General features: G+C 70.1%; 20 protein-coding genes. 6 read left to right on the top strand and 14 right to left on the bottom strand.

The genetic code is table 11. The features are described 5' to 3' along the window. From TSH20_RS02680 to TSH20_RS02670, 3 genes are all read left to right on the top strand, one after another. Positions 1-230 (top strand): Spy/CpxP family protein refolding chaperone (locus TSH20_RS02680; protein ID WP_199232430.1); only part of this gene is annotated, 230 nt, incomplete at its 5' end. Positions 231-320: 90 nt separating this feature from the next. Further along, on the top strand, positions 321-1289 hold the full coding sequence (locus TSH20_RS02675; RefSeq protein ID WP_158281941.1) for a zinc metalloprotease HtpX: 969 nt from the start codon (positions 321-323) through the stop codon (positions 1287-1289). 8 nt (positions 1290-1297) lie between these two features. Beyond that, entirely contained in the window at positions 1298-1765 is a 468-nt protein-coding gene (locus TSH20_RS02670) for a cytochrome c (RefSeq protein WP_109073271.1), read from the top strand. 95 nt (positions 1766-1860) lie between these two features. Here the strand turns inward: TSH20_RS02670 and gyrB are convergent, their stop codons facing one another. The 5 genes from gyrB to TSH20_RS02645 form a co-directional block, all read right to left on the bottom strand. Beyond that, positions 1861-4350: a DNA topoisomerase (ATP-hydrolyzing) subunit B gene (gyrB, locus tag TSH20_RS02665; RefSeq protein WP_109073270.1), complete on the bottom strand. Its 2490-nt coding sequence runs from the start codon at positions 4348-4350 to the stop codon at positions 1861-1863. Positions 4351-4440: 90 nt separating this feature from the next. Further along, positions 4441-5625: a DNA replication/repair protein RecF gene (recF, locus tag TSH20_RS02660; RefSeq protein ID WP_109073269.1), complete on the bottom strand. Its 1185-nt coding sequence runs from the start codon at positions 5623-5625 to the stop codon at positions 4441-4443. 64 nt (positions 5626-5689) lie between these two features. Then, positions 5690-6820 (bottom strand): DNA polymerase III subunit beta, encoded by a 1131-nt coding sequence (gene dnaN / locus TSH20_RS02655; protein WP_109073268.1) that lies wholly within the window; start codon positions 6818-6820, stop codon positions 5690-5692. Between the two features lie 158 nt (positions 6821-6978). Beyond that, positions 6979-8718, bottom strand: a complete 1740-nt coding sequence (locus TSH20_RS02650; protein ID WP_109073267.1) for a hypothetical protein — start codon at positions 8716-8718, stop codon at positions 6979-6981. A gap of 169 nt (positions 8719-8887) precedes the next feature. Then, the gene (locus tag TSH20_RS02645) at positions 8888-9763 is read right to left on the bottom strand and encodes an SDR family oxidoreductase (protein WP_109073266.1); all 876 of its coding nucleotides are present in this window, start codon (positions 9761-9763) and stop codon (positions 8888-8890) included. Between the two features lie 107 nt (positions 9764-9870). Between TSH20_RS02645 and TSH20_RS02640 the strand changes: the two genes are divergently transcribed. Then, positions 9871-10725 (top strand): hypothetical protein, encoded by an 855-nt coding sequence (locus TSH20_RS02640; RefSeq protein WP_109073265.1) that lies wholly within the window; start codon positions 9871-9873, stop codon positions 10723-10725. 195 nt (positions 10726-10920) lie between these two features. Next, positions 10921-11778 carry an alpha/beta hydrolase gene (locus tag TSH20_RS02635; RefSeq protein ID WP_109073264.1) on the top strand — a complete coding sequence of 286 codons (858 nt, stop codon included), beginning with the start codon at positions 10921-10923 and terminating at the stop codon, positions 11776-11778. 85 nt (positions 11779-11863) lie between these two features. On the opposite strand, the gene trxA is transcribed toward TSH20_RS02635, so the two are convergent. From trxA to TSH20_RS02600, 8 genes are all read right to left on the bottom strand, one after another. Next, on the bottom strand, positions 11864-12187 hold the full coding sequence (gene trxA / locus TSH20_RS02630; RefSeq protein WP_085087204.1) for a thioredoxin TrxA: 324 nt from the start codon (positions 12185-12187) through the stop codon (positions 11864-11866). A 149-nt stretch (positions 12188-12336) separates the two neighbouring features. Continuing rightward, positions 12337-15861, bottom strand: a complete 3525-nt coding sequence (addA, locus tag TSH20_RS02625; protein ID WP_109073263.1) for a double-strand break repair helicase AddA — start codon at positions 15859-15861, stop codon at positions 12337-12339. 72 nt (positions 15862-15933) lie between these two features. Then, complete coding sequence (locus tag TSH20_RS34850) at positions 15934-16104, bottom strand: hypothetical protein (protein WP_158281940.1); 171 nt, start codon at positions 16102-16104, stop codon at positions 15934-15936. Between the two features lie 284 nt (positions 16105-16388). Continuing rightward, positions 16389-19364 carry a double-strand break repair protein AddB gene (gene addB, locus TSH20_RS02620; protein ID WP_109073262.1) on the bottom strand — a complete coding sequence of 992 codons (2976 nt, stop codon included), beginning with the start codon at positions 19362-19364 and terminating at the stop codon, positions 16389-16391. A 165-nt stretch (positions 19365-19529) separates the two neighbouring features. Continuing rightward, positions 19530-20270, bottom strand: coding sequence for a nucleotidyltransferase family protein (locus TSH20_RS02615; protein WP_109073261.1), 741 nt, complete (start codon positions 20268-20270; stop codon positions 19530-19532). 1 nt (position 20271) lies between these two features. Further along, a complete protein-coding gene (locus TSH20_RS02610) occupies positions 20272-21300 on the bottom strand; it encodes a phosphotransferase (RefSeq protein ID WP_109073260.1) in 1029 nt (342 codons plus the stop codon). An 11-nt stretch (positions 21301-21311) separates the two neighbouring features. Then, a complete protein-coding gene (gene tsaE / locus TSH20_RS02605; protein WP_109073259.1) occupies positions 21312-21794 on the bottom strand; it encodes a tRNA (adenosine(37)-N6)-threonylcarbamoyltransferase complex ATPase subunit type 1 TsaE in 483 nt (160 codons plus the stop codon). An 81-nt stretch (positions 21795-21875) separates the two neighbouring features. Continuing rightward, a complete protein-coding gene (locus TSH20_RS02600) occupies positions 21876-22304 on the bottom strand; it encodes a hypothetical protein (protein WP_109073258.1) in 429 nt (142 codons plus the stop codon). A 288-nt stretch (positions 22305-22592) separates the two neighbouring features. On the opposite strand from TSH20_RS02600, the gene TSH20_RS02595 reads away from it, so the two are divergent. Then, a complete protein-coding gene (locus tag TSH20_RS02595) occupies positions 22593-23630 on the top strand; it encodes an NAD(P)/FAD-dependent oxidoreductase (protein WP_109073257.1) in 1038 nt (345 codons plus the stop codon). Between the two features lie 38 nt (positions 23631-23668). Here the strand turns inward: TSH20_RS02595 and TSH20_RS02590 are convergent, their stop codons facing one another. Next, positions 23669-25891 carry a PAS domain-containing sensor histidine kinase gene (locus tag TSH20_RS02590; RefSeq protein ID WP_247871084.1) on the bottom strand — a complete coding sequence of 741 codons (2223 nt, stop codon included), beginning with the start codon at positions 25889-25891 and terminating at the stop codon, positions 23669-23671. Positions 25892-26103 lie beyond the last annotated feature (212 nt).

The following is a 26103-nucleotide window of genomic DNA, read 5'->3' as shown; positions in this document are numbered from 1 at the left end:
CCCTGCGGTCGAACGCCAAGGCCCATCAGGCCATGCACGAGCAGATGACCAAGGGCGGCATGCCGTCCGCGTGGCCGGACCGGCTGGCCGTCCAGCAGAAGGTTCTGGAGACCCGGCTCGACGCCATGAAGGCTATTGAGGCCGCCGCCAAGCCGCTCTATGCCGTGCTGACCGACGACCAGAAGAAGGCCGCCGACCGGCTGTTCGCCAGCCCGATGGGAATGATGTGAGAGGCCGCCCGGCACGGGTCCGTCGCCGCGGTTGGGGCGAGGACCCGGAAGCCGTTACGGTCGTCATGGTCGATGCAGGGATCGAGCAGCATGCCGATGGTCCGTCTCAATGAACGGCAGCGCCGCCGCCACAAGTTCCGGAATCTGGGGCAATCCATCCTGCTGGTGGGCAGCCTGGGTCTGCTCGTGGCGGCGATCGGCTGGCTGCTCTCCGGATGGTTCGGCGTCGTCTGGTCAGCCATCCTCATCGGTGCGACGGTGGCGTTCAGCCCGACCGTATCGCCGCGGACGATCCTGCGGCTCTACGGAGCCCGGCGCCTCGGCCCTTACGACCTTCCCGAGGTCCAGCAGGCCACCCGGCTGCTGGCCCGGCGCGCCGGGCTGCCCAGCGTTCCCGAGTTGCACTATCTGGCGACCCCGGTGCCGAATGCCTTCACGGTCGGCTCCTCGCGCGGCAGCGCCATCGTCCTGACCGACGGGTTGCTGCGAACGATGAGCCTGCGTGAACTGGCGGGGATCCTGGCCCACGAGATCAGCCATGTCCGCAACCACGATCTCTGGACCATGGGTTTGGCCGACATCATCAGCCGGGTCACCAGCGCCATGGCGACGACCGGAGTCGTCCTTCTGCTCCTGAGCCTGCCGCAGACGATGGAGCGGCACGGCACGGTCAACTGGCCGCTGATCGTGCTTCTTTGGGCGGCACCCCCCATCAACACGCTCATTCAACTGCGGCTCTCGCGCACTCGGGAGTTCGACGCCGATCTGGATGCCGCCGACCTGACCGGCGACCCGGAGGGTCTGGCATTTGCCTTGGCGAAGCTCCAGCGATACGATCCCGGCTTCTGGGAGCGTATTCTCTGGCCAGGACGGCGAAATCCGCATCCGTCCGTGCTGCGCACCCATCCCGAAATCGAGGAACGCATCGGGCGCCTGCTCTCGCTTCAGCAGGCCGACGAGGCGTTCCCCACCTCCGAAGCCCGCATGGTCGGGCTCCCCACCCATTGGGCGCGGCCGGCCCATCGGCCCCGCTGGCGCGCATCCGGTCTTTGGCATTGAGGTTCAACATGCGTTTTTCCAGAACGGCGGCGATCGGCATCGGCTTTGCCTTGGCCGCCGTGGTCGCGGTGGCCGGCGCGATCATGCTCGTCGGCCCGAAGGCGGGCGCCGACCCGGCGGATGCCGCGCAGGTCGCCCGCGGGAAGGTTGTGTATGCCGACCAGTGCGCGTCGTGCCACGGGGCCCGGCTCGAAGGCCAGACGAACTGGCAGAGCCGCAAGGCCGACGGCCGTCTGCCCGCGCCGCCTCACGATGCGTCCGGCCATACGTGGCACCACCCGGACGCGGATCTCTTCAAGATCACCAAGCAGGGCATCGCGGCGTTCGCCCCGCCCGGCTACAGCAGCGATATGCCTGCGTTCGGCGCCAAGCTGAGCGACGCCGACATCTGGGCGGTTCTCGCCTTCATCAAAAGCTCCTGGCCGGAAGACATCCGCCGCCGCCACGCCGCCATGAGCGAGCGGTCGAAGAACTGAGGAGAGGCAGCGCAAACAGAAAGGGCGGAGCCTTTGCGGCCCCGCCCTCTTCTTGCTCTCCGGTTACGGAGAGCGAACCGACCGCACCACCCGCATCACACGTCCAGGTTCGACACCTTCAGCGCGTTGTCCTGGATGAACTCGCGGCGCGGTTCGACGATGTCGCCCATCAGGGTGGAGAAGACCTCCTCCGCCTGATCGGCATGGCTGACGCGGACCTGCAGCAGCGAGCGCTTGGTCGGGTCCAGCGTGGTCTCCCACAGCTGGTCCGGGTTCATCTCGCCCAGGCCCTTGTAGCGCTGGATGGTGACGCCGCGGCGGCCCAGTTCCATCACCGTGTCGAACAGGGCGACGGGGCCGGTCAGGGCGCGGGTTTCCTTCTGCTTTTCGAAGGCCTTGCCGGCGGTGCCGAACACCCGCTTCAGGTCGGCGGCCAGACCGTCGAGACGGCGGGCCTCGCCGCTCTTCAGCAGGTCGGCGTCGAACAGGTGGCGATGGGTGACGCCGCGCCGGGCGCGGATCACGGCATAGCCGCCCTGGGGCAGCGCCTCGCCGCGCCAGCCGCCGTCGGCGTCCATCGTGTTCATCCGCTCGGCGACCGCCTTGGCCGCGGCCTCCGCCGCCGCCTTGTCGTCGGCCAGGGCGGCGGACAGGGCGCCGGCGACCGCCGCCTGTTCCACCACCATGGCGCTGCCGACCTTGCGCGACAGCGTGTCGATCGCCGGACGCGCGGTGCGGGCCTGATCGACCAGGCCGGACAGCTGATCGCCGATCAGCAGGGTGCCGTCGGACAGCTGGACCGACAGGTCGCTCAACGCGGCCTCGACCAGATACTCTTCGAGCGCCCGGTCGTCCTTCAGGTAGCGTTCCTTGGCGTTGCCGCGCTTGATGCGGTAGAGCGGCGGCTGGGCGATGTAGAGATAGCCGCGCTCGATCAGGTCGGGCATCTGCCGGAAGAAGAAGGTCAGCAGCAGGGTGCGGATGTGGCTGCCGTCCACGTCCGCGTCGGTCATGATGATGATCTTGTGGTAGCGCGTCTTGTCGGCGTTGAACTCGTCGCGGCCGATGCCGGTGCCGAGCGCCGCGATCAGCGTGCCGATCTCCGCCGAGCCCAGCATCTTGTCGAAGCGCGCCCGTTCCACGTTCAGGATCTTGCCGCGCAGCGGCAGGATGGCCTGGAACTGGCGCGAGCGGCCCTGCTTGGCCGAGCCGCCGGCCGAGTCACCCTCGACGATGAACAGCTCCGACGACGCCGGGTCGCGTTCCTGGCAGTCGGCCAGCTTGCCGGGCAGCGACGCCATGTCGAGCGCGCCCTTGCGCCGGGTCAGCTCGCGCGCCTTGCGGGCGGCCTCGCGGGCGGCGGCGGCTTCCACCACCTTCTGGACGACGCGGCGGGCGTCGGCCGGATGCTCCTCGAAATACTGGGCCAGCGCCTCGCCCACCACCGCCTCGACGACGGGACGGACCTCCGACGAGACCAGCTTGTCCTTGGTCTGGCTGGAGAATTTCGGATCGGGCACCTTCACCGACAGGACGCAGGTCAGGCCTTCACGGGCGTCGTCGCCCGACAGGTTGACCTTCTCCTTCTTGGCGATGCCGGATTCGTTGGCATAGTTGTTGATGGCACGGGTCAGCGCCGCGCGGAAGCCGGCGAGGTGGGTGCCGCCGTCCTTCTGCGGGATGTTGTTGGTGAAGCACAGCGTCGTCTCGTGGTAACTGTCGTTCCACTGCAGCGCGCATTCCACCGTCACCACGCCGCCATGTTCGGTCGGGCGTTCGTTCTTCAAGGTGATCGCCGGCTTGTGCAGCGGCGCCTTGGAACGGTCGAGCCAGTTGACGAAGGCTTCCAGGCCGCCTTCGTAATGCAGGTCCTGCACCTTCGGCTCCACCCCGCGCGCGTCGGTCAGAACCAGACGGACGCCGGAGTTGAGGAAGGCCAGTTCGCGCAGCCGGTGTTCCAGCGTGGCGTAATCGAACTCGATGTTGGTGAAGGTCTCGGCCGAGGGCATGAAGGTGACTTCGGTGCCCGACAGCTGCTTGCCCTTCTCCGGCACCATCGGCGCCTCGCCGACATCGGCCAGCGGCGCCTCGGCGACGCCGTGGCGGAAGCGCATGGTCCAGGTGCGGCCGCCGCGCCAGATGCGGAGATCCAGCGTTTCGGACAGCGCGTTCACCACCGACACGCCGACGCCGTGCAGGCCGCCGGAGACCTTGTAGCTGTTCTGGTTGAACTTGCCGCCGGCATGGAGCTGGGTCATCACGACCTCGGCCGCCGAGACGCCTTCCTCCGAATGGATGTCGGTCGGGATGCCGCGTCCGTTGTCGCGCACCGTGACCGATCCGTCGGCGTTCAGCAGAACCTCGACCTTGTCGCAATAGCCGGCCAACGCCTCGTCGATGGCGTTGTCGACCACCTCGTACACCATGTGGTGCAGGCCGGACCCGTCGTCGGTGTCGCCGATGTACATGCCGGGGCGTTTGCGCACGGCATCGAGCCCGCGCAGAACGGTGATCGACTCCGCCCCATAGTCCGCCTGTTGGGGCTCCGACTGCGGGAGGTCGTTCTTCAGTGCTTCCTGTGCCATGCGTCGACTATAACAGATTCGGTTGTGGATTCGGCGGTTTAGCGTGCGTGAACACGGCTTTTTTTTGGGTCTTGGCCCGAATTTCCACCCCTATCCGGGGCGGATGTGGGCGTCTTCGATGCGGAACCGGCGGGCATCCTCGCCAAGCGGGTCGAAAACCCCCTCGTCGGTGCCGGTCATCCAGGCCTGGGCGCCCAATGCCAGGATTTCGCCGAACAGCGCGGCGCGCCGTTCGGGGTCGAGATGGGCGGCCACTTCGTCCAGCAGAAGGATGGGTGCCGCCCCGCGTTCGGCCGCCAGCAGCCGGGCGTTGGCCAGCACGATGGCGATCAGCAGGGCCTTCTGCTCGCCGGTGGAGCAGAGCGCCGCCGGCATGTCCTTGGGCGCGTGGCGGACGGCGAGGTCGCTCTTGTGCGGTCCCGCCAACGCGCCGCCGCCATCGGCATCGGCGCGGCGGCCGATGCGCAGACTGTCGCGCAACGCATCCTCCGCTGCCAGCGCCGGGCCTTCGTCCAGCCAGCGCTCCACCGTGCCGGCGACGGCAAGGTCGGCGCCGGGAAAGGGACCGACCGAGCGGGCGCAGGCGGCACGGAGCCGCTGCACCACCTCCCGCCGGGCCGCGGCGACGGCGATGCCGGTGGTCGCCATCTGGTCCTCAAGCGCGCCGAGCCAGCCCTCGTCGAAGCGGCCGTCGCGCAGCAGCCGGGCGCGTTCGCGCAGCGCATGTTCATAACGGGACAGCCGCCCGGCATGGGCGGGATCGAAGCCGAAGACCAGCCGGTCGAGGAAGCGCCGCCGTCCGCTCGATCCTTCGAGGAACAGGCGGTCCATCTGCGGGGTCAGCCAGACCATGGCGACATGGTCGGCGAGTGCCGTCTGGCCTTTGGCCGGATGGCCGTCGATGCGGACCAGCCGGCGGTCGCGGTCGGAGGTGCGATTGCCGTCATGGGGTTCGCGGCCGGTGCCGATCTCCACCGGACCCATCGGGGTGTCGAGCATGGCCGCCACCGCCCAGCCGGCGCCGGGGGGCGATCCCAGCCGCTCCACCTCGGCCAGCCGGGCGCCGCGGATGCCGCGGCCGGGGGCGAGGAAGCTGACGGCTTCCAAAAGGTTGGTCTTGCCGGCCCCGTTCGGGCCGATCAGGGCGACGGGCCGGCGGTCGGGCTCCAGCCGCGCGGAGTCATAGCCACGGAAGCGCGTCAGCGTCATCCGCCGCACCGCCAAAGCGGGGGCCAAAGCCTGGGTTGGGGCGGACACCGGGGTACCGCCGCTCATCGAAACTGCCGTGTGCTGCAACTGGTCCGTTCCGCCTGGGGCGGGGACGATCCCCGCAGCCCCATCACACACGCATCGGCATCAGGACATAGAGCGCGGTGGAGTCGGCAACGTCGCGGATGATGGTCGGCGACGCGGCGTCGGCCAGCGTGAACTGGGCGCCCTCGCCCTCGATCTGCTGCGTGATGTCCAGCAGATAGCGAGAGTTGAAGCCGATTTCCAGCGGGGACTCGGCGTAATTGACCTCCAGCTCCTCGGTGGCGCTGCCCGATTCCGGGCTGGTGGCCGACAGGGTCAGGGCGCCGCGGACCAGGGACAGCTTCACCGCCCGGCTCTTTTCGGTGGAGATGGTGGCGACACGGTCGACGGCGGCGGCGAACAGCTTGGCGTCCACCTCCATCACCTTGTCGTTGCCGACCGGGATCACCCGCTCATAGTCGGGGAAGGTGCCGTCGATCAGCTTGGAGGTGACGACGACGCTGTCGAAGCCGAAGCGGATCTTGTTGTCGGACAACGACAGCTCGATGCGGTCGGCGGCCTCGTCCACCAGCTTGCGGATTTCGGTGACGGTCTTGCGCGGGATGATGACGCCGGGGATGCCCTCCGCCCCGTCCGGCAGCGGCATCTCGACCCGGGCCAGCCGGTGGCCGTCGGTGGCGACGGCGCGCAGCACCGGCGTCTCCAGGCTGCCCATCTTGCTCTTGGCGGCGTGCAGATAGATGCCATTCAGGTAATAGCGCGTCTCCTCGGTGGAGATCGCGAAGCGGGTGCGGTCGATCAGCCCGCGCAGATCGGCGGCGGCGACCGAGAAATTGTGCTTCAGCTCGCCGCTGGACAGCTGCGGGAAATCCTCCACCGGCAGGCAGGACAGCTTGAACTGCGACCGGCCGGCGCGCAGCGTCAGGATGGTCCCGTCGCCGCCGATGTCCAGCTCGACCTGGCTGCCGTCGGGCAGCTTGCGGACGATGTCGAACAGGGTGTGGGCGGGGGCGGTGGTGCCGCCGGGGCGCCCGACCGTCGCCGGGACGGTCTCGACGATCTCCAGATCCATGTCGGTGGCGGCCAGCGACAGTTCGCCGTCGCCCGCGCGCAGCAGGACGTTGGACAGGATCGGAATGGTGTTCCGCCGCTCGACCACACTCTGCACGTGACCCAGGGAACGGAGAAGGGCGGCGCGTTCGATGGTGATGTTCATGCTGGCGTCGTCTCGGCGGGAGGAGTGACTGAAAAGCGGGACCACCGGGGTTGCGGGCCGTTGTCCGGCCGTCCCGCCCCGAGCGGGCGCGCATCATACCACATCGATGGTTGCGTCGAACCAAATTGTTGCGGCCAAGGCCTTCGGCCGAGAGGGAGTCAGCCCTCCCCCCGCCGCCTGCCCTCATGCAGCCGCAGGATGTCGACGAAATCCGCGCTCTGCCAGTTGCGCGACCGGCTCAGTTCGCTGCGGACGCTGGCGACGAAGGCGTCGATCACCGCCCATTCGTCGTCGGCGATCTCCCCGACATCCTCAAGATAGCGGAAGACGACCCGGTGCAGGCCCTGGCTGACCGGGCTGATCCAGCCGTCCACCGTCTCGCCCATCGCCGCCATCAGCCGGCGGATGCGCAGCATGTGCGCCATGCGGTGGGCGGGCTTCTCCTGCGGTTCGGCCTTCATTGCCTGGATGAAGGCGAGGCGGCCGGTCTCCACCGCATAGAGGCGCAGCGACTTCAGCTCCGGGTTGGCGTAGCCGGCATTGCCGAGATAGCGGCCCCAGCGCCAGACCAGTTCCAGCAGCCAGACGATGTCCTCATGGTCGGGCACCGGGGCATGGCGGGCGTTCATCGCCGCCTGCAGCCGGGCGGCCAGCGCCGGCATCACCGTGCCGGTCAATTCGCGGCTGACCGCCGCCAGCTCCGCCCGCAGCGCCGGGCCGGTGGAGCGGCTGGCGAGGAAGCCGGTGCCGGACAGCGCCGTCAGCGCCCGGTCGAAGCGCTCCACCGCTTCGTGCAGCAGGGCGCGGGTCGGGGCGGGGGCGGACAGAACCCCGCCGTCCTGGATGTCCATGTCGCCGAACATGCCGTCCACCACCTCGCGGATGGTGGTGCAGGCGGCGTTGAAGTGGCAGAGCAGGGCGCGCAGCAGCGGGTGCGACTCGCGCACCGCCGGGCCGCCCGAACCGACATGCTCGCGCACATGGCGCAGGAACACGTCGTAGCGGCGCTTGAAGTTCAGCCCGTAGAGCGGGGCGAACCAGGCCAGCACCTGCGACTGGTCGCGGAAGGGCAGGCCGAGATCGCGCACCCGGCGGACGAAGCCGACCATCAGCGCCGACTGGCAATCGACCTCGGCGGACCGGGGATCGCCGGCGCCCTGCATCTCCTCAATGTCGCGGCGCATCCGCTCGGTCAGCGGCACCAGCACCTCGTTGTGCTCCAGCAGGGCGCGGACGAAGCCCAGCAGGTCGCCGTCGATCGGCGCCTTGCGGCCGAGATACTGGGTGCGCAGCCGGGCGTCGTGGTGCGCCTCCTCATTCGCCAGCGCCAGGAAGCGGTCGGTCAGCTTGCGGTCGCCGACCATGGTGTAGAGGAAGTCCAGCGCCTCTTTACGCATCAGTTCGCGCATCACCATGGCGTCGGGGCTGGCCAGCACGGCGTCCAGCATCGCCTCGCGCGCCATCGCGTCCAGCCGGCTCTGCACCTCCGCCGCAAGGCCGGGAAAGGCATAACGGGTCAGCGCCGCCCAGATGCCGCCCATGTCCACCCGCTGGATCAGCGCCGGCACCGACTCAGGCGAGCGGTAGAGGATCGGGTCGTCGACCAGGAAGGGTTCGAACAGGCTGGTGAACAGCCGCCGTGCCTTCATCGGCCGCAGCCGGTTGAAATGGTCGACCAGCGCGTCGCGCAGATGACGTGCCCGCTCGCCGTTCGGGCTGGGGGCCCCTTCAACCGCGTCCAGCACGGATCGGATGGCGTGCATGGGGATGCGGGCGACGACCTCGTCCATCTGGCGGCGGAAGGCGGTGGCATCCATCATGTCCCTGGCCGCCATGTCCCTGGCCGCCGGAAGACCGGCGGAGGGGAGGGAGGTCGTGACCGTCGGCGTGCTGCTCATGCGCCCAACACCTCGCAGGATCGTCGTCGCCTGGACGCTCATGATCCCGGGAGATTATTAAATAACCTTTGCTATTTCCATGCGTGTCTTCGGCCGAGTTTTATGATTATCGGAATATGACGGGCAATTGCTTTGTAATCTCAGGTTTACCTTTTTCCCGAGTCTTCGACTAAAGCCCGGCCGCCAGCTGCGCCTCCAACCCGGCGCGGTAGTCGGGATAGGTCAGGGTGACGCCAAGCTGGCGCTTGATGCGGTCGTTCTTCACCCGACGGCAATCGGCGTAGAAGCTGGCGGCCATCGGCGACATTTCCGCCTGATCGAAGGGCACCAGCGGCGGCGGCTCCACTCCCAGCAGGCGGCAGGCATATTCCACCACCTCGTGCGACGGGCTGGGCAGATCGTCGGCGACGTTGTAGATGGCGCCCAGCGTCGGCCGCGCCATCGACGCGCGCAGCGTGTTGGCGATGTCGTCGACATGAATGCGACAGAAGACCTGACCCGGCTTGTCCACCCGCTTGGCGATGCCGTCGCGCACGGAATCGATGGCGCTGCGGCCGGGGCCGTAGATTCCGGCCAGCCGGAACAGATGCATCGGCACGCCATACTGGCGGTACAGGTTCAGCCAGCCGCGCTCCGCCTCCACCCGCCGCTTCTGCCGCTCGCCGGTCGGCTTCAGCCAGGACGCCTCGCTGACCCACTCGCCGCCGGTGTCGCCATAGACGCCGGTGGTGGACAGGTAGCCGGCCCAGTCCAGCGTGCGCAGGTCGGCCAGATCGCGGGCATGCTGGTCCAGCACCGGGTCGCCCTTGCCGTCGGGCGGGATGCTGACCAGCAGATGGGTGGTGCCGGCCAGCGCCGCCTTGGCATCGGCCAGCGGCCGGCCGCGGTCGAACAGGAAAGGCTCGATGCCGTGGGCCTCCAACTCCGCCTTCTTCTCCTCGCTGCGGCAGGTAGCGGCGATGCGCCATCCCTCGGCGCGCAGCCGGTCGGCGAAGACGCGGGCGGTATAGCCGGGGCCGAAGACGAACAGGCGGGGATCGGTCATCACGGGCGTTCCGGTTGGGGCGGTGAACGGTGTAACGCCGGGCTCGGCCACCGAATTGGTGTGGGGGGCTTGCACCCTGCCCGGCGATGGCGGAGTGTAAAGGCACCATGACCCGACGCAATCTTTACCTTTCCGCCGCCCTCGCCCTGGGGCTTCTCGCCGTCCTGCTGGCTCCCTCGCCGGCCGCGCAGGCGGCCTCCGCCGGGCCGTCCTCTGGGCCGTCCTCCGGCCTCGACCGCAACCGCGAGCTTCAGGCCTGCGCCGCCAAGGCGGAGGCCAATCCCGACGGCGCCAAGGCCGACGCCAAGCGCTGGCAGGAGCAGGGCGGCGGCGACTTCGCCAAGCTCTGCTACGCGCTGGCGCAGTTCCATGCCGGCGAGTTCAAGGCGGCCGGAACCCAGATGGAAGCGCTGGTGCCGACGCTGGGCAAGGACGACCCCAGGGCCGCCGCCTCGCTGCTCGGCCGGGCCGGCTGGGCATGGCTGCGTGCTGGCGACCAGGGGAAGGCGGAGCGGCTCTACAGCGCGGCGCTCGACAAGACGCCCGGCGACGTCGACCTGCTGATTGACCGCGCCTTCGCCCGCGCCGAGGGTGAACGCTTCTGGGACGCCATCACCGACCTCGACGCCGCGCTGGCCCGCGATCCCCGCCGGGCGGACGCCTATCTCTACCGCGCGACCGCCAATAAGGCGCTGTCCAACTACCGGCAGGCGCTGTCCGACATCGACCATGCGCTGGAACTGAAACCCGGCGATCCGGAGGCGATCCTGCTGCGCGGCAACGTCAAGGCGCTGGGCGGCAACCTGCCGGCGGCGCGCGACGACTGGTCACTGACCCGCCGCGTCTCCCCCGACAGCGAATGGGGCCGCGCCGCCGCCGACAACCTCGCCCGCACGGCGGAGCTTGCCGGGGGCAAAGGCAAGGACGCAGGTAAGGATACGGGAAAGCCAAAGTCTCCCTGATATGAAGTCTCCCTGGTAAGGGGCGTCCGCTGAACGACGGGTGGCCTCAAGGCTTATCCGATGCAGGCACGGGCTGTCGGAGACCTTCCGGCGGCCCGTTTTGCCGTCCGGCCTTGCCACCGTCCTGACCGAGCCTGCGGGAGGAACCCCGCCGCCCATGCCGCGGTTCTCCCAGGCAAAGCCGGGGAGGGCACGATGTTCGAAGGATTCACGCTGGAGACCGTCGAACTGCCGGACGCGACCCTGCGGGTCCGTCATGGCGGGCAGGGGAGTCCGGTCCTGCTGCTCCACGGCCATCCGCGTACCCATGCGACCTGGCACCGGGTCGCGCCGCTGCTGGCGGCCTCCCACAGCGTGGTCTGCCCCGACCTGCGGGGGTTCGGCCGGTCGTCGAAGCCGGCGGACCGGCCCGACCATGCCAACTCCTCCAAACGGGCCAAGGCGCTGGATTGCCTCGCCCTAATGCGGCACCTCGGTTTCGAGCGCTTCGCCGTCGTCGGCCACGACCGTGGCTCCTACACCGCGTTCCGTCTGGCGATGGATCATCCGGCCGCCGTCACCCGCCTCGCCCTGCTCGACGGCGTGCCGATCCTGGAAGCCCTGGAGCGGTGCGATGCCCGCTTCGCCCAGGCATGGTGGCACTGGTTCTTCTTCGCCCAGCCGGACAAGCCGGAACGCGCCATCCTGGCCGATCCCGACGCCTGGTACGGCGGTTCGGCGGAGGCGATGGGGGAGGAGGCCTACCGTGATTTCCGCGCGGCCATCCATGATCCGGCCACCGTGCATGGCATGCTGGAGGATTACCGCGCCGGGCTGGGCATCGACCGCGACCATGATGCGGCCGATCGCGCGGCCGGCCGGCGGCTGAGCTGTCCGGTGCTGGCCTTATGGTCGTTGCGGGACGATCTGGAGGAACTTTACGGCGACGTTCTGGCGGTCTGGCGGCCCTGGGCGCCGGACCTGCGCGGGCGCGGCCTGGATTGCGGCCACCACATGGCGGAGGAGGCGCCCGAAGAGCTGGCGCGGGAGCTTCTGGAATTCCTCGGCACCTGACCGGACAAACGAAAAAGCCCCGCCGCGGTGACCGCGGGCGGGGCTTTTCCTTGAGCTGGACCTGTATCCGGACCTGTCGGACCGCTTACAGCGCCGAGTCGACCCACTGGAACAGCGCACCCTTGGGCAGGGCGCCGATCTTCGTGGCGGCGACGCTGCCGCCCTTGAACAGCATCAGCGTCGGGATGCCGCGCACGCCGTACTTGGTCGGGGTGTCCGGGTTCTCGTCGATGTTCAGCTTGGCGACGGTGACCTTGCCGTCATACTCGCCGGCCAGCTCGTCGAGCGCCGGGGCGATCATCTTGCAGGGGCCGCACCATTCCGCCCAGAAATCGACCAGGACCGGGCCGGTGGCCTTCAGGACGTCCTGCTCGAAGCTGTCGTCGGTAACCTTGATGGTGGTGCTCATGTGACCTCTTGCCTGGATTCGGAAGCGCCGCGGACCGGTTGTGGAAGGCCGGCGGCCATCGCCCCGTCAGTGGAATTGAGCAAAATGTAGGGCGGAGGCGCCCGGCCGGTCAAGTCACCCCATCTTTCGGGGGACCCGCCGGCCGCTCCTCATCCCACCCTTGGTGCCAATCCGGCCGCCGCCGCGTCCAGCACCGAGGGCGGCAACTCCATGGTGTAGGGGCCGTCGGTCCACAACAGCACGCAACGCACCCGGCGGCCTGGGTAAACGGCGCGCAACGCCTCGCGGTAGGCCGCCATCTGGCGCCGGTAAACCATTGGCACGTCTTCCAGATCCCGTGGCGGCGGCCGGTTGGTCTTATAGTCGACGATCCACACCGTATCGCCGGTCAGCGCCAGCCGGTCGATGCGGCCGGCCAGCGCCCGGCTGCCGTCGCCCAGCGCCACCACGCCGACCAGCGGCACCTCCGCCCGCGAGTCCGGGCCGAACAGATGCGCGAACTCCGCATGGCTCAGCACCGCCAGCGTCTCGCGCGCGATGGCGTCCTGCTGCTCCGGCGTCAGCTTGTGCGCCGGCCGGGCCAGGAAGCGGCGGCAGGCGGCATCCCGCGCCTCCCCGGCCAGATTGGGCAGGGTCTGCAACAGCCGGTGGACCAGCAGGCCGCGGCGGAAGCGCTGGCCGTCGTCGTTGCCGAGCGGGGAGCGCACCGCCGGTTCCTCGCCGTCCGGCCGGGACGGAGTCAGCGGCCGCGACGGTTCCGGCTCGCCCGGCGCCGGTTCGGCGATCCAGGGCGGCGGCGGCTCGGCCGATGCGCTTTCCTCCGTCTCGACATGGCGGGGCACCGCGGCGGTCTGGGGGCCGATCAGCCGCCAGCCATCACCGGCCCAGCCGTCGGGGCAGAGGCCGGTGAAGTCGAAGTCGTGCGGCACGCCGTTCTCGCGCATCGCCTCCTCGACCAGCCGGTACCAGCAATCGTCGGACGGCTCGCGCTTGCCCTGATGGCCGCAGATGTAGAGCCGGTCCTCCGCCCGTGTCAGCGCGACATAGAGCAGCCGGCGGTATTCCTGGTCGCGCCGCCGGTTGGCCCGCGCCCGCGCCTCGGCGCATAGCGCGTCCTCCTGGGACCGCCGGGCGGCGAACAGCGGGACCGGGCAGTCGTCGTCCGGCCACAGGATCGGTGGGCTCTGGGTCGGGCTGCCCAGCGTGTCGGGGAGGAAGACGATCGGAGCCTGCAACCCTTTGGAGCCGTGGACGGTCATGATCCGCACGGTGCCGCCGCCCTGTTCCAGCTCGCGCTTGATCTCCGCGTCGCTGGCCGCCAGCCAAGCCAGGAAATTCTGCAGGGACGGCGGCTCGGTCTTCTCGAAGGCGAGGCAGACGGCCAGGAACTCCTCCAGCGGATCCTGGGCGTCGGGGCCTAGCCGCTTGAGGATCGCGCGCCGTCCCGAGCGGTCGTCGGCCGGGCAGGGCCGGTTCAGCAGACCGGCGAACAGCTCGTACGGTGCCGAGAAGTCGGTGCGGGCCAGCAGATCGCCCAGATAGCGCCGGGCCGGGCGGAACTCCGGCTCGGTCTCCGCCAGGGCCACCAGCGAGCGCCACAGCGTACCGCGCCGGCCGTGGGCGACGCGGAACAGCTCCTCCTCCGTCAGCCCGATCAGCGGCCCCTTCAGCACGGTGGCGAGCGTCAGATCGTCGTCGGGCAGCAGCAGGAAATCGGCCAGCGCCACCAGATCCATCACCGCCAGCTGTTCGGTCAGCACCATGCGGTCGACGCCGGCCACCGGCACGCCGCGGTCCTTCAGCGCGCGCACCAGCTCGGTGACGAAGGCGGTGCGGCGGCGGACCAGCACCATGACGTCGCCGGGCTGCACCGGCCGTCCCTTGGCCTCCAGCGTCTCGCCGCTGTCGATCCAGCGATGCACCGTCGCCGCGATGACCGAGGCGAGGCGGGCCGACGGCGAATCGGCGGACTCGCGCGCCACCGGCGGCGCCCAGGCCGGCGCCTCGATGGCCTCGGCCGGCTTCACCGGCGGCCACAGCTCGACCAAACCGGCCTGCCCGCGGCGGAAGGCGCGGTGGCGGATGACCGGGCTGGCGTCGGACGCCACGCCGTCGCGGGCGCGGTCGATGGCGAAGACGGCATCCACCGTTTCCAGCACCGCGGCGGTCGAGCGGAAGGAGATGTCGAGATCGACCCCGGCCCACAGCCGCTCGGCCGATTCCGCCTTGTCCTGGAAATGGCGGCGCATGCGGGCGAATTCGGCCGGATCCGCGCGCTGGAAGCTGAAGATCGACTGCTTCTCGTCGCCCACCGCGAAGACGGTGCGGATCTTGCCGTCGGGGGCGGCGGCCTCCAGTTCGGCGAAGAACTCGCCGGCCAGCGACGCGACGATGGACCACTGGTCGGGGTTGGTGTCCTGCGCCTCGTCGATCAGGATATGGTCCAGGCCGCCGTCCAGCTTGTACAGCACCCAGGGCACCCGCGGTGCCATGCCGTCGCCGCCGCTCAGCAGCCGGTTGGCCGCCAGGATCAGGTCGTCGTAATCCAGCAGCGCGCGCGCCGCCTTGCGGTCGCGATAGGCGTCCAGCATCGCCTGCGCCAGCGTCAGCAGCGCGGTGGTCGAGGCGGCGACCCCGGCGGCCTTCACCCGCTCCGAAATCTCCACCAGCCGCTCCGCCTCCTTCTGCAGGGACAAGAGCGCCTGCGGGTAGGCGGTGGCCGGCTTCTTGGTCATCAGCGTCTTGCGCGGGCTGCCCTCGGTGGTCAGGAACAGGCGCTTGTAGGCCTCGAAGGCGCGCACCCGGCGGTCGGCGGCGTCGAGCCAGTGCTGGATGGCGATGCCGCGCTCCTGGTCGCCGGCGCTGCCGCCCGACAGCGCCCGGCAGGCCTCGCGCAGGGCCGGCGGGTCGCACTGGTCGTCGTGGCAGGCGTGGGTCAGGATCGACTCCTCGGTCACGCCGGGGGGCACCCCCAACCTGTCGTGGATGGCGTCGATCAGCCCATCCAGCCCGTGGAAGTCCTTGAGCAGCCGTTCCACCTGCCCGCGCTGGCTCGCCAGCTCCGCCAGCAGCCCGGCGAAATCCTCGGCGTTCAGGTCGCCGGTCAGCCGGCCCATGGCGCGGCCGAGCGGGCTGTCCGGTTCGGTGCGGCCGGCATGCAGCACGGCGTCGCGCGCCTCGGTCAGCAGCCCGTCGGCGGTGCGGTCGTCCATGACGTCGAAATGCGGCGCCAGTTCGGCTTCCAGCGGGAAGCGGCGCAGCAGCGACTGGCAGAAGGCGTGGATGGTCTGGATCTTCATGCCGCCGGGGCAGTCCACCACCTGGGCGAACAGGCGGCGCGCGTTCAGCCGCGCCTCCATCGACGGGCGCTCGCCGCACAGGTCGGCCAGCCGGTCCTCCAGCGCCTCGTCGGGCAGGGTGGCCCACAGGCCGAGCGTCCGGTTGATGCGGATCGCCATCTCCGCCGCCGCGGCCTTGGTGAAGGTCAGGCAGAGGATGCGCGCCGGCGGCGTGCCGGACAGCATCAGCCGCAGCACCCGGTCGGTCAGCACCTTGGTCTTGCCCGAGCCGGCGGACGCGCCGACCCACACCGACGCCGTCGGATCGGACGCCCGCCGCTGCGCCACGTTGGGATCGAGCGGCAGGGTACGGGGGGGCAGGTCGGTCATGGTCATGGGTGATGCTTCCGGTGCCGGGGCAGGGCCGGATGCTGGTCCAGATGCCGGGGGCAGGGCAAGGGCGAAAGATCAGGTGGTTGGGTCGGGCGCCGAAAGGGCAGGGTTGCCGCCTTTCATCACGGTGCCGCGGGCAAACATTTCGCCGGTGATTTCTGGTATTTCGTCGTATTCAGAAAGCTGGATGACGTGCCTATCGATCTTCGCCAAATCACTTCCCAGATCACGCTTGGTCTCGGTCATTGGGCTTCCTCATCGAAATAATGCGACGCCTGCCAAGATCGGATCGCCGTCGGAAATGTCTATGATCCAATTGGTGAAGAAGTGGCCAGCGCTTCTCACTCCCTCTCCCGTCCCGGGAGAGGGAAGGGGCCCATGGCATCGCCATGGGAAGGGTGAGGGGTGAGGCAAGGAGCCATGCGGTTCTCGCCTTTTGGGCCACCCCTCACCCTCCCCACGCCTGCAGCGCGGGTCCCCTCCCTCTCCCGGGGCGGGAGAGGGAGGTTTCACGCCAACACCACCCTGCCTCACTCTCCCTCTCCGCCGCCCGACGACCATTCCTGGACGCGGGCGAGATGCGCATAGTCGGTGTAGCGCGGCGCCATCGCCGGGCGCGGGCGGGAGCGGTAGGGGGTGTTGGGGTCGTCGAACTGCGCGATCAGCGCCTCCAGCCCGGCCCGCGCTTCTTCGCCCAATACAGCCGGGTCGCCCTTCACAGGCTTTTCCTCGCCGGCCGGGTCGCCGCCGGACAGGCGCCAGAAGGTCAGCTCCGCCACCTCGCCCTTGTCCACCCCGCTGAACCCGCCGGTTGCCGCGATGGCGGCCTCCAGCGGCAGCTGCGGGGCGAAGCCAAGCTCGATCTCCCGCGTGCTCGGCGGGGTGCCAGTCTTGTAGTCGATCACCACCAGCCCGTCGGGGCCACGGTCGACGCGGTCGGCCTTGGCGGTCAGGGTGAAGGGGCCGCCGGGGCCGGACAGCTCCAGCCGGCCCGGCACCTCGGTCGCCAGCGGACGCAGGCGGGGACGGCGCTCGCGCTCCAGATCGACGAACCAGCCGGCCACCCGCTCGAAGCGCGGCCACCAGAAGGCCCAGACGTCGGGATGGCTGCGCAGCAGCGGCCCGAAGCGCTCCCGCCCCAGCGCGATCAGCCGGTCGAGCGCGTCATGGGGCAGCGGGCCGGGATACTCGCGGACGAAGGCGTCGAGCGTGTCGTGGATGATCTGGCCGCGGTCCGACGCCCCCGGATCGGCGGCGATGGGATCGAGCGCCCGCAGCCGCAGGGCGTGCCGGGCATAGATGGCGTAGGGGTCGCGCATCCAGGTCTCGATCTCGGTCACCGACAGCTTGCGCGGCCGGGCGGTCAGCGGCGGGCGCGGCTCGGGCGCCGCCACCGGCTGCACCCGCTCCGGCTCGTCCAGCCCGCGTGCCCAGCCGAGCCAGCAGGCGCCACGGTCCTCAATGGCGCCGTCCAGCCCCAGCGCCTTCAGCACGGTTTCCAGCCGCAGGAGCCAGCGCGACGGCACGGTCGGCGTGCCCTCCACCCGCGCGGCGCGGGTCAGCACCACCTCCGGCGCGCCGCAGGCGTGGGCGAAGTCGTGAGCCGACATGCCGACCAGCCGTTCCGGGCTGGGCAGACCGAAATCGCGCCGCATCGGCCGCGACATCCACGGATCGGCGGATGCCGCCGGTGGCCATGTCCCCTCGTTCAGCCCGCCCAGGATGGTCAGGTCGAGATGCTGGAGACGCGCCTCCATCGGACCCAGGATGAACAGGCGCGGATGCAGGCCGTAGCGCGGACGCACCGCCCGCGCGCTCATCAGCGCATCGAGCAGCGCCGGGTAATCCTTGGCCGGGATCGCCGGAAAGCCTTCCGCCGCGTCCAGCAGGTCGTGGACGAAGCGCGCCGCCTCCTCGCCGTCGTCCTGGCGCCACAGCCGCTCCGCCCCGGTCAACTCATCGTCGGCGGCCAGCGATTCGCAAAAGGCGACATGGGCGCGGACGAGGTCGGCCAGCGGGGTGTCGGTGGTCAGCGCCTCCAGGAACGGGGCGGCGCGCTGGCCAATGTCGACCAGCCATGTGCGCAGGAACTCCTGCTGTTCCTCATGGTCGAAGCGGTCGGCCTGCTCCAGCGCCGCCAGCACGCCGTCGAAGCCCTCCGCCGGGCGGGGGCCACGCAGCACGATGCGTTCCAGCGCGCGGGCGGCGGCGCGGAAATCCGCCGAGTCGCGGCCGCCTGCCGCCATCGGATGCTTGGCCAGCGCCAGCAGGGCCAGCGGATGAACGCGGCTCGCCACCAGTTCCGCCGTCAGCCGCAGATAGGTGCCGACCGCGGTGTGGGCGAGCGGCTGGCCGCCCGAGTCGTTGACCAGGATGTCCCAGCGCGCCAGCGCCATGGCGACGCGGCGGCCCAGGTTGCGGTCGGGGGTGATGAGGGCGGCGGTCTTCGTCGGCGTTTCCAGGGCATGGCGCATCAGCAGCGCGATGACCTGGGCCTCCTCCTCCGAGGTCGCGGCGTCGATACGGGTCAGCCCGTCCAGCGCGGAAGCATCCACCCCGGACAGCTCGCGCCATCCCTCGGTGGTCGCCGCCGGGCGCATCGCTTCGGCGATCAGGCGGGCGCGGGCGCCGCGCGGCTCGGTCGCGTCGGTCCAGGGCTGCACCTCGGCGCGGGTGACGCCCAGCAGATGGATCAGTTGCGACAAGCCGTGCTGCGGATGGGATTCGTCTTCCGCGATGGCGTCCCAGATGACGTCGTCGGCGCCGGTGTCGAGGCCCGGCAGCACCACCGCCCCCTGCGGCAGCCGGGCGATGACCGCCAGCAGTTCCGTCGTCGCGGCGATGGAGCCGGTGGAGCCGGCGGCGATCACCATGCCCGGCGGCGGGGCGGCCTGCCAGAGCGCGGCCTGCGTCTCCAGCGCCAGATTGCGGCGTTTGGCCGGGTCGGTCTCGCCGGTCGACTCGAGGATGGCGGGCCAGACCTCGGTGATGATGCGCAGGAATTTCAGGGTGACCTGCCAATGCTCGGCATAATCCTCCGGCACCAGCGACTCGAGCTTCTCGAAGCCGGCGCGCTCGGTCCACACCGCGTCGATCAGCCGGCCCAGATCGGCGCCCAGCCGCACCGCCTGCGCCGTGGTCGCCGACAGCCCGTCGGCGCCCAGGATCAGCCGCGCCAGCGTCATCTGCCGGTTCAAAGGCGAGATCGCTTCCGGCAAATCGAGCGGGACGTCGGGCAGTTCCTCCTCGGTCAGGCTGAGGTCGCCGGCATCCAGTTCGCCCAGCGGCGCCATCCGCGGCAGCAGGGTCGGCTGTCCGCCCGACCGCCGCAGGAAGGCCGCCTGCAGCGCCCGGCAGGCGCGCCGCGTCGGCAGCAGCACGGTGACCCCGGCCAGCGCCATCGGGTCGCCGCCCACCCGCTCCATGATCCCCGCCGCCAGCATGTCGACGAAGGGCGCACCCGCGGGGATGCTGTAGACTTTGGGGGTGGAGCTATCGGGAAGCATGAAAGGTCCGTGTATCGCTTGCCCCCACCCCAACCCTCCCCCGCTCTCGCGGGGGAGGGGGTAAGTGCTTGGGCGGGAGAGTGGCGGCAGTCTCCTCCCCCGCCCAGCGGGGGAGGATCAAGGTGGGGGCAAAACTCCCCATCGATTGTACCTTATTCTACTCCCTCAATGCGCCACCGCCCGCACGCCGCCGATGGCCAGCAGATCCTCCGCTTCCCGAAGTCCGGCGGGCGTGCCGATGTGGAACCACAGCCCGTCATGGGCAAGGCCGAACAGCCGCCCCGCCGCCTGCGCGCGGTCCCAGATCAGGTTGGTGGAGAAGGCGCCGTCCGGCGTGTCGGCCGCGAACAGCTCCGGCTTGACGATCTGCACCCCGGCATAGACGAAGGGCGCCAGCTCGCGCTCGCCGCGACGGGTCAGGCCGCCCAGCGGGTCCATGTGATAGTCGCCGAGCCCGTCATAGCCGACCGACTTGGTCGTCGCCATCAGCAGGAGCAGCGCGTCCATCTCCGCCGGGTTCCAGTGCGCGGCGAGGCGGCGCAGAGCGGGCACCGGCCCGTCCAGCCAGAAGATGTCGGCATTCACCGTATAGACCGGCGCGGTGCCGAGATGGGACAGGGCCTTCTTCACCCCGCCGCCGGTCTCCAGCAGCGTGTCCTCCGGCGACAGGGTGATGGCGGGGGTGGTGCGGTCCTTCAGATGCTCGCCGATCATCGCGCCGAGATAGTGGCTGTTGACCACCGCGCGGCCGACGCCGGCCGTGGCCAGCCGGTCCAGCGCATGGTCCAGCATCGACTTGCCCAGCACCGGGATCAGCGGCTTCGGGCGGTCGTTGGTCAGCGGGCGCATGCGCAGGCCCTGGCCGGCGGCCAGAACCATCGCTGTCTGGGGAATGGTCACGGTCATCTCAGATCGTCTCCGGTACGACGAAGGCGGCACGGGTGTCGGGCGGCAGATGGCGGTCGAACCAGGCGGCGACCGGCGCCAGCTCCGGCTTCGCCAACTGGGCCTCCAGCAGGCGCCAGACCCGCGGCAGATGGACAAGGTAGGATCGCCGCCCCTGGCTCAGCGCCAGACGGACGAAGATGGCGACGATCCGCGTGTGGCGGGCCGCCCCCAGCACCGCCATGGCACGGCGGAAGGCGGCGGCATCGGTATCGGGGCAGGCGGCGAGATAGCGCGCGACCATCGCCTCGGCCAGATCGGGCGCCACGTCGCGCCGCGCATCCTCCAGCAGGGAGACGAGGTCGTAGGCCCGTGGTCCCCAGCCGGCGCTCTGGAAGTCGATCAGCCCGGCGGCCTTCCCCCCCGGCCGATCCAGCCGCATCAGGTTGTCGACGTGATAGTCGCGCAGCAGAAGCGACGGTGCACCGGCGCAGACCGGCTCCAGCACCGTCCGCCAAGCCGTTTCGAAGGCCGAACGATCCGCATCGCTCAGGGGCCGCCCCAGCGCCACCGGCACATAGGCGTCGATGAACAGGCGGGTCTGTGCGATGAACAGCGCCGGATCGTAGACGGGCAGGGCCAGCCGCTGCGCCGCTCCCTCCGGCCAGCCGCGGTGGATGGTGATCAGCGCGTCGGTCGCCATCTCGTAGAGCGGCTGCGGATCGGCGCCGTCGGCCAGCAGGCGGGAGAATGTTTCGCTTCCGAAATCATCCTGGATCGCCAGTCCCCGCTCCACATCCGCCGCAAGCACGGCGGGAACCGACAGCCCGATGGCCGCCAGTTCGGCGCCGATGGCGATGAAGGGCACGAGGTCGTCGGCGGGGGCGGGCGTGTCGACCAGGATCAGGGTTTCGCCATCCGCCTTGCGGAGGCGTTCGTAGCGGCGGGCGGAGGCATCGCCGGCCAGCGGCTCCCGCGCCGCGCCGGACAGGCCGTTGGCGGCGAGGAAGACAACGATCTCCGCTTCCCGCGCAGAAGAGACGACGGACATTACAGGGGGCATCACAGCGTCCAGTCGGCGGCGGCCACCCGCGCCGCCAGCGCGCCATGGCCGGTCAGCGTGGCGCGGCGGGCGTCGGGGCCGTCATGCTCCATCGTCACCTCGATCCGGTCGGGCGGCAGCAGCGGACCCAGCCGGTCCGGCCATTCCACCAGCGCCACAGCCTCGGCCCGCGCGTCGTCCCAGCCCAGCTCATACACCTCGTCCGGCCCCGACAGGCGGTAGAGGTCGAAATGCCAGACCGGGCCGATGGCGGTGTCGTAGGTCTGCACCAGGGTGAAGGTGGGGGACGGCACCTCGGCGTCCTCATGGGTGACGCTGCGGATCAATGCCCGCGACAGCGCCGACTTGCCGGCGCCGAGGTCGCCGCGCAGGGCCACGAGGTCGCCCGGCCGCAGCATCGCGCCCAGCCGGCGGCCCAGCGCCGCGGTGGCGGTCTCGTCCGGCAGCGGAAGGGTGACGGTATGGTGGGGAGTGTCCGACATGGCGCGGATACTGTGCGAAGCCGCCGCCCGCCCGCAAGCCGGAAAGAGGGGTGGGTCGGCGGCAGGCCTACCGGCCGATCCTTACCGGCCGATCCGCCGCTTGGGCGACAGCCGGTCGGCCGCTCCCGATCCGGCGCCTTCTGCCGCGCCGGCCACCACCAGCCGCGGCGCCTTGTTGAAGTTCATGGTGATCATCAGCGTCAGCGCGCCGTTGATCAGGTGCAGCATCTTGTCGGACGCCACCGGCAGGGGGATGCGCCGGCCCATGCAATAGCCGACCAGCGCCGCCGTCACCTCGGTTTCGGCCAGCACCAGCTCGGTCACCGCACCGTCGTCGTCGGTGATGCTCAGGCGGGTTTCGATGCCCTCCTGCTCCGGCCCCTCGTTGCGGTGATAGACGATCTTGGACACGGTGCCGACCGGCAGTGTGTCCTTCACCCGCCGCCGGCGGTCCAGCACCGCCCGCACCACCTCCTGGTCGGTGAAGACCAGACACCGAAGTTCCTTCATTCCGGGCCTCCACCCGACCGGCCTCCAGGCAAAGAAAGCCCGGTCATCCGCCGCCGACCTTCACTTTCCGCTTCGCCACCGCCGCGTGCAATCGACAAATTTAAGCGAATTTATGCGAAATTGTTGCTCGGCTTCGACGGTCCGTCGTTCTGCCTCGCACGCGACACAGCACCGCTTTCCCCTTGCGGGGGGTTGACCCGGCCGGGAAATGCGGACAATGGAAGGACCGTTCGCCGACCATTCCGCATCATCCTCCACCCGGCACCCCGTCTCAAGGAATTGGCTTTCATGTCGCAGACCGCCTCCAGCCACGATGTCCTCACCACCGATGTCGTCATCGTCGGCGCCGGCCCCGTCGGGCTGTTCGCCGTGTTCGAATGCGGCATGCTGAAGATGCGCTGCCATGTGGTGGACGCGCTGGACATGGTAGGCGGCCAGTGCACGGCGCTCTACCCGGAAAAGCCGATCTACGACATTCCGGCCCATCCCTCCATCGAGGCGGCCGACCTGATCGACCGGCTGGCGGAGCAGGCCGCCCCCTTCTCGCCCACCTATCACCTGGGCCAGCAGGTGGAGAAGCTGACCCGCCAGGACAGCGGGCGCTGGCTGGTGGAGACCAGCATCGGCACCAAGATCGACACCCAGGCGGTCATCATCGCCGCCGGCAGCGGCGCCTTCGGCCCCAACCGCCCGCCGCTCGACGGGCTGGAGGCGTATGAGGGCAAGTCGGTCTCCTACATGGTGCGCCGCCGCCAGGACTTCGCCGGCAAGAAGGTGGTGATCGCCGGCGGCGGCGACAGCGCCGTCGATTGGGCCATCTCGCTGGCCGACGTGGCGGAGCGCGTCTATGTCGTCCACCGCCGGCCGAAGTTCCGCGCCGCGCCCGAAAGCGTCGCCCGCATGGAAGCGTTGGTGCGCGAGGGGCGGGTCGAGAAGGTGGTGCCCTACCAGCTGTCCGGCCTGGACGGCGAGAACGGCCAGCTGAGCGCCGTGCGCGTCGCCACGCTGGACGGCGAGGAAAAGGCGCTGCCGGCCGACGCGCTGCTCGCCTTCTTCGGACTGTCGATGAATCTCGGTCCCATCGCCGACTGGGGTCTGGATCTGGAGCGCAGCCACATCGCGGTGGCGCAGCCCGGTTGCGCCACCAACGTTCCGGGCGTCTTCGCCATCGGCGACATCGCGACGTATCCCGGCAAGCTGAAGCTGATCCTCTGCGGCTTCGCCGAAGCGGCGCAGGCTGCTCACGCCATCCGCCCGCTGGTCTATCCCGGCGAGGCGCTGCACTTCGAATACTCGACCTCGAAGGGCGTGCCGGGCGCCGCGTGAGTGAAATGCCCTCTCCCGTCCCGGGAGAGGGAAGTATCTTACTCCGCCTTCACCCCGTTCACCGGGGCCCGCACCGGCATGATGCAGCGGACATGGGCGCTGCGGTAGACCCCGGCGGCGCCGGTCTCGTCCAGCTCCAGCCGGCCGCCATGCAGTTCCACCACGTTGCGGGCCAGCGACACGCCCAGCGCCGCCGCCCCCTGCGGGTCGGCGTCGGGCGCGGCGGCGCCGCTGACCGACAGGGTGATGCTGCCGTTCAGCCGTTCGCCGGCCAAGCGGATGCGGCGGTCGGACGGCGGGTTGCGGATGGCGCCCACCACCAGGGTGAACAGCGCCTGCTTCAGCCGCTTGCCGTCGCCCTCCATCTCGCCCAACGCCTCCGGCGCCACCACTTCCAGCCGCAGCCCCTCGCGCCGCGCCCAGTCGCGGGTCAGGCCGGCCACCGACTCGAGCAGGTCGGGCAGGTTGACCGCGCCGCGGTCCAGCGTGGTGACGCCGGCCCCCAGGCTGGTCAGGTCGACCACGTCGTCGATCAGCTCCAGCAGGCGCTGGCCGGCCGTCAGCATGCTGCGGACATACTCCATCTGGCGGTCGTTCAGTTCGCCGAAATACTGGTTCGCCAGCATCTCGGCGAAGCCGATGATGCCGTTCAGCGGCGTGCGCAGATGGTGGGAGACGTTGGCGATGAACTCGCTCTTCAACTGGTCGGCGGCCTCCAGCGCCGCGTTGGAGGCGCGCAGCGCCGTCTCCAGCCGGGCGCCGTCGGTCACGTCCAGATAGCTGTTCAGCACAGCCCCATCGGGCAGCGGCAGGGTGGAGAACTCCACCACCGACCCGTCGCTGCGCTCCACCCGGCCGGAGCGGACGCTGCGCTCCAGCGTGGCGCCGATCAGCTCCTCCTTCAGCGCCTCCCAGGTGGCGGCCTCGCCCGGCCGATCCGCACCCTTTTCCGCGATCTTGTCCGCAACCTTGTCCGCAGGTGGCATCTCCAGCAGCGGGCGCATTCGTTCGATCACGTCGGCGATGTGCGGTGCGCTGTGCAGGTCACCGTCGGCCAGATCCCAGATGCGGGCGAAGGCCGGGTTGGACAGCTTCAGCCGGCCGTCGCCGCCGAACACGGCGATGCCTTCCGCCAGATTGTCCAGCGTCTCCTGCTGTACCGCCATCAGCGTGTTGTAGGAGGATTCCAGCGCCAGCGTGTTGGTCACGTCCTCCAGGATGGTGATCAGCCCGCCCTGCGGATGCGGCGCCGCCAGATGGCGCAGCGTGGTGCCGTCCGGCAGGTGCAGCATCTCCTCCACCGGCTCGACCAGATGGGTGTAGCGGGTCAGCCGCTCGCGCTTGAAGGTCTGGTAGTCGGCATATTCCGGCAGGCGTCGGCGGGCGCGCAGCTCCTCCAGCAGTTCGGCGTTGGTCGGTTCGGTGCGCAGCCACGCCTCGTCCAGCTCCCACAGCCGGGCATAGGCCTGGTTGAAGAAGGTCAGGCGGGTGTCGGGGCCGAATATGGCGATGGCGGTGCCCAGCCGCTCCAGCACCTCGGCATGGGCGGTCAGGTGGCGGTCCAGCTCGCCGCGCAGCTCCTCCAGCGGGGTGAGGTCGAGGGCATAGCCGACCACCAGCGTGCCGCCGCCGTCGGTCAGCGGCAGCGGCGCCTCCGTCACCTCCAGCAGGCGGCGCTCGGTGCCGATCACCACGGGGGCGCGGTCGGACTGGGCGAAGCCGCCGCTGCGCGCCCGTTCGGCCAGCGCGCGGCCGGCGGCGGTCAGCTCCCGCCCCTCCGTCACCACAATGTCGGGATCGCCGTCGACGGCGCGGGCATAGGCGCGGTTGCACCAGGACAGCCGCAGCGAGCGGTCGCGCATCCACACCGGCACCGGCAGCGCATCGGCCATCGCCTGCAGTTCGGCAAGGCGGGAGCGCGCGGCTCCCGTCGCCTGCTCCTGACGCCGCGTGGCATCGCTGGCGGCGTCGCGGGCGACGGTCACATCCTCGATCCACACCACGTCGCAATGGGTATCGCCGGCCCGTCCGCGCCGGCCGGTCAGCACCAGCCGCCGCCCGTCGGGCGCCGCCGCCTCGCAGCGAAAGGGCTCGCCGTCCCGGCGCAGGCGGGAGAGGGCGGGGCCGAGGTCCGGCACCGTCAGGCAACCGCTCAGCTCGTCGGCACTGGAAATGCCCAGAAGGGCCGCGGCTTCGTCCGATAACGCGCTGTCGCCCTGGTCCGTCCAGACGCACCAGGGGTGCGGCGCGGCGGCCAGCATGGCCCGCCAACGGTCACGGTCTGCTGCGGCGTGATCGGCTTGGCGCCGGGATTCCTTGTTCCAAAAGAAGCCAGCGAGACCGACCACGCTTTTCACCCCCGGGACCGCCGGGCTTGTCGCTGGCCCGGTCGAATCTGTCGAAATGAATCAAGAGGCGCAGAGTAGTTCAGCCCTCTCCCACCGACAAGCGAACACCCGTCCGCTTTGCGCCT

The organism is Azospirillum sp. TSH20 (assembly GCF_003115935.1).
Classification (GTDB): Bacteria; Pseudomonadota; Alphaproteobacteria; order Azospirillales; family Azospirillaceae; genus Azospirillum.
Note: the sequence above shows the minus strand (reverse complement) of the source record. Positions and strands in the feature narration are given on the sequence as shown.